The following is a 3,462-nucleotide window of genomic DNA, read 5'->3' as shown; positions in this document are numbered from 1 at the left end:
GCGCGAAAGAAAATCACGAAGGGCGCACGGGGGCGGGGGGGCTTCGCACGCTATGCTCTCGTGGTGCAACTGAGCACAGTTTGAGCTTATTGAAGTCCTTCTTTGCGAATGCCGTCCTCCCGCCTTCTTTCTATGCAACCCAGCAGGGCGTCGCTATGATGCCTGCCTTGTAACGGGGGCGCGTTATGTTGAATCTGATACGTCTCCTCCAGGATGGCCAGTTTCATTCCGGAGAGTCCTTGGGCAAGGCGCAGGGCATTACTCGAGCTGCCGTGTGGAAACACCTGAAGCAGCTTGAGAGCTCTTATGGCCTTAGCATCCATAAAGTTCGAGGCAAGGGCTACCGCCTTGCATCTCCGCTTGAGCTCCTTTCCAAGGAGCGCCTCCACGAATTGGGTGAGTTATGGCCGGTTTTTACTCACGACAGCGTTGACTCGACAAACGCCGAGGCTTTGCGGCTGCTTTCTCAGGGAGTAGAGGCGCCGTTTGTTGTGCTGGCTGAGCATCAATCTGGAGGGCGTGGCCGCCGAGGCCGAACTTGGGTTTCTCCGTATGGAGAGAATCTTTATCTCTCATGCGCGATCAGCATAGATGGTGGGGCCAGGCAGCTAGAAGGAATGAGTTTGCTGGTAGGCGTCGCTGCATTGCGAGTTCTGCGCTCCGCGGGTGTTGGTGCCGCACAACTCAAATGGCCCAACGACATATTGGTAGCAAACAAAAAGATCGCCGGTATTCTCATCGAGTTGGTGGGGGATCCTGCAGATATCTGCAATGTGGTGATTGGTGTTGGACTCAACGTCAATATGCTTGACCGGAAGACGGAGATCACTCAGGAATGGGCATCCATCCGCTCCGTGGTCGGATCTCTGCAAGACCGCACGCAGATTGCGGCCAGTCTTTTAGGTCAATTACGCCTTTGTCTACAAGAAGGGTTTCAAGCTCTTCGTGATGAGTGGGAAGCCAATCATGCATGGACGGGAATGGAAGTGTCTGTTGTGACTGCAAGCCAGCGAGTTGATGGAGTGGTTCTCGGTATAGATAAGAGCGGCGCTCTTCGTCTTGATGTGGGAGGTAGCGAGATGCTGTTAAGTGGGGGGGAGCTCAGTTTGAGGTTGCGTGATGATTCTAGAGCTTGATTGTGGCAACAGTTTCATCAAGTGGCGCGTAATAGGCGCCGATGATGGCGTGTCACGCATTTCTGGTGTTGCTCCTGATAGCGCAGCTCTCATTGGGGCGATCAACGCATTCGATTGCGCACGTATCCAGCGTTGCCGATTGGTCAGTGTCCGCTCAGAGGAGGAAACATCCTCTCTCCTGTTGGCGCTTGAGCAAGCGCTCCATACAAAACCACTGCTCGCTTCGCCCTCCAAAATGCTGGCGGGCGTGGGTAATGGCTATCAAGACTTCCAGAAGCTTGGTCTGGATCGATGGCTCGCTGTACTTGGTGCTTATCACACGAGCAAGAAAGCTTCGCTTGTTCTTGACCTCGGAACTGCGGTCACTGCTGATTTCGTAACGTCTGGTGGTGAGCATCTCGGAGGCTACATATGTCCTGGTGTACCGCTTATGCGCAGCCAGCTCAGGACGCATACGCGGCGAATTCGTTATGACGATGAGACTGCGGCCCGCGCCATTGAGGATATGAGGCCCGGGCGAAGCACTGCTGAGGCAGTTGAGCGAGGTTGTCTCTTGATGCTGAAAGGATTCGTACGCATGCAGTTGGACCTGGCGCACCAGCAACTGGGGGACGATATCGCCGTTTTTCTCACCGGAGGTGATGCTGCGTTGGTGAAAGAGGATATTCCTAGCGCAAGACTGGCTCCGGATCTTGTTTTTTCCGGGCTCGCTATCGCTTGCCCACTGGACTGAGGTTGCTAATGCGCTGGCTGTTCCTGCTTTTATTGGTGCTGAATCTCTTCTACTACGTTTGGCACCAGCAACAAGCACCTCTTCAGGTAAAAGAGGTTGAGACGCTTTCCCTTTACAGGGGGGGGCAGCAGGGCATCCGATTGCTGGGTGAGTCTAAAGGCGAGGGTTCTTCCCGCGCTCAACAGCAGTCATTGTTTACGTCTGGTGCGCAGGCTTGCCTCTTTCTGGGGGGGGTGGATCATGAGGATCAGGTGAAGGGTGTTGAGCAAAGGCTGCTGTCATTAAACATTCAGAGCAGCATCCAGAGCGTGGATGCCGCGGCGGGGGTGGACTACTGGGTCTATCTCGCCCCCCTTGCTTCCAGGCAGGCGTCTTTAAGGCAGTTGAAGGAGTTGCAGGCCCGCAAGATCGATAGTTTCTTGATCAGCCAAGGTGATCTGCAGAATGGCATCTCACTTGGAATTTTCCCCAGGCTGGATTCGGCCGAAAGTGTCATGTCGCGCCTCAAGGATGCAGGGTATGAGCCTTTGATGCGTGAGTTGCCTCGTGCTCACCGTGATTATTGGGTTCGTGTGGATGAGAGCAGCCGACGCCTTGTGGACGATTCGTTGTTGGCTGCTTTGGTAAAGGACTTTCCAGGTCTTCAGCACAAAATAATGCCCTGTCAGGGTGTTGCATCTGGTGAATAGTTTGCATAGAATGGCGCCCGCTTCGCAGGCAGGCCTAAAACGATGTTTGCAGAAGCACTGTCAATTTTAGCTAACCTCAAGATTTTAATGAGAAAAAGCTTGACAGTAGAAAGGGTTGCGGTGAGAATGCCGCCTCCCGATTGGAGGGATTCCCGAGTGGCCAAAGGGATCAGACTGTAAATCTGACGTCATAGACTTCGAAGGTTCGAATCCTTCTCCCTCCACCAGATTAAGCGTGAGCACCAGGCTCCGCGGGTATAGTTCAGTGGTAGAACCTCAGCCTTCCAAGCTGATGATGCGGGTTCGATTCCCGCTACCCGCTCCAGGTTTGGTATTTGTGCAAAGCGTTTGGCTCATGTAGCTCAGTTGGTAGAGCACACCCTTGGTAAGGGTGAGGTCAGCGGTTCAAATCCGCTCATGAGCTCCATCCTACAAAGGCAGATATGAAAATATCTGCCTTTGTTTTAATGGTGGCATGGCTCGCTCAACTCATTGATGGGAGGCGTTCTCGATGGCTAAAGAAAAATTCGAACGTAACAAACCGCACGTCAACGTCGGCACCATTGGTCACGTTGACCATGGCAAGACCACTCTGACTGCTGCTCTGACCAAGGTCTGCTCCGAAACCTGGGGTGGTTCTGCTCGTGCGTTTGACCAGATCGACAACGCGCCGGAAGAGAAGGCTCGCGGTATCACCATCAACACTTCCCACGTTGAATATGATTCGCCTGTGCGTCACTACGCTCACGTTGACTGCCCCGGTCACGCTGACTACGTGAAGAACATGATCACCGGTGCTGCCCAGATGGACGGCGCGATCCTGGTTTGCTCCGCAGCTGACGGCCCCATGCCGCAGACTCGCGAGCACATCCTGCTGTCCCGTCAGGTGGGTGTTCCTTACATT

4 protein-coding genes and 3 tRNA genes are annotated in these 3,462 nt (G+C 54.1%); all 7 read left to right on the top strand.

Going from position 1 to position 3,462, the window contains the following annotated elements; all coding sequences use genetic code 11:
• The first annotated feature begins 185 nt into the window (after positions 1-185).
• Complete coding sequence (birA, locus tag A9G05_RS26930; RefSeq protein ID WP_083272681.1) at positions 186-1,136, top strand: bifunctional biotin--[acetyl-CoA-carboxylase] ligase/biotin operon repressor BirA; 951 nt, start codon at positions 186-188, stop codon at positions 1,134-1,136.
• A complete protein-coding gene (locus A9G05_RS26090; protein WP_069563695.1) occupies positions 1,120-1,869 on the top strand; it encodes a pantothenate kinase in 750 nt (249 codons plus the stop codon). The genes birA and A9G05_RS26090 overlap by 17 nt, the downstream gene beginning before the upstream one ends.
• 8 nt (positions 1,870-1,877) lie before the next feature.
• Positions 1,878-2,558 carry an SPOR domain-containing protein gene (locus A9G05_RS26085; RefSeq protein WP_069563694.1) on the top strand — a complete coding sequence of 227 codons (681 nt, stop codon included), beginning with the start codon at positions 1,878-1,880 and terminating at the stop codon, positions 2,556-2,558.
• 142 nt (positions 2,559-2,700) lie between these two features.
• Positions 2,701-2,785, top strand: a tRNA-Tyr gene (locus A9G05_RS26080).
• 24 nt (positions 2,786-2,809) lie between these two features.
• A tRNA-Gly gene (locus tag A9G05_RS26075) sits at positions 2,810-2,883 on the top strand.
• A 26-nt stretch (positions 2,884-2,909) separates the two neighbouring features.
• Positions 2,910-2,985, top strand: a tRNA-Thr gene (locus tag A9G05_RS26070).
• A gap of 84 nt (positions 2,986-3,069) precedes the next feature.
• Positions 3,070-3,462: GTP-binding protein (locus tag A9G05_RS26065; protein ID WP_139131256.1), on the top strand; the 393-nt coding region annotated here is incomplete at its 3' end.

The sequence above is a fragment of the Pseudomonas sp. ENNP23 genome (assembly GCF_001728945.1).
Classification (GTDB): domain Bacteria; phylum Pseudomonadota; class Gammaproteobacteria; order Pseudomonadales; family Pseudomonadaceae; genus Metapseudomonas; species Metapseudomonas otitidis.
The sequence above is the reverse complement of the archived record's forward strand: the minus strand, read 5'-3'. Positions and strand labels throughout refer to the sequence as shown.

What these genes read in the sequence shown, in the direction of transcription:
- birA (WP_083272681.1), top strand. Translation starts at nt 186, where the DNA reads ATGTTGAATCTGATACGTCTCCTCCAGGATGGCCAGTTTCATTCCGGA.
- A9G05_RS26090 (WP_069563695.1), top strand. Translation starts at nt 1,120, where the DNA reads ATGATTCTAGAGCTTGATTGTGGCAACAGTTTCATCAAGTGGCGCGTA.
- A9G05_RS26085 (WP_069563694.1), top strand. Translation starts at nt 1,878, where the DNA reads ATGCGCTGGCTGTTCCTGCTTTTATTGGTGCTGAATCTCTTCTACTAC.